We start from the raw sequence: 255 nt of genomic DNA, 5'->3' as shown, positions 1-255 counted from the left end.
GCGAATCCAACGGCAAGAAGAAGGGCGAAGGCAACGCCAAGTGCGGCAACAAGCACCTGGCCTGGGCCTTCATCGAGGCGGCGCACTTCGCGGTGCGCTACGACGAAACGATCCGGCGCTGGTTCCAAAAGAAATGCGCCAAGACCTTGCAGGTTGTGGCCATCAAGGCCGTGGCACACAAGCTGGCGCGGGCCTGCTTTCATGTGATGAAGACGGGCACGCCGTTTGACGTGACGCGGGCCTTCAGCTGACAAG

Annotated in this window: 1 pseudogene; it reads left to right on the top strand. The window is 61.6% G+C overall.

Features of this window, described 5'->3' with window-relative positions:
* Positions 1–251: pseudogene (locus tag ACG04Q_RS25660) on the top strand (IS110 family RNA-guided transposase); the annotation flags it as partial.
* Positions 252–255: the final 4 nt, after the last annotated feature.

It is taken from the genome of Pelomonas lactea (assembly GCF_043555885.1).
Lineage (GTDB): Bacteria > Pseudomonadota > Gammaproteobacteria > Burkholderiales > Burkholderiaceae_C > Pelomonas > Pelomonas lactea.
Note: the sequence above shows the minus strand (reverse complement) of the source record. Positions and strands in the feature narration are given on the sequence as shown.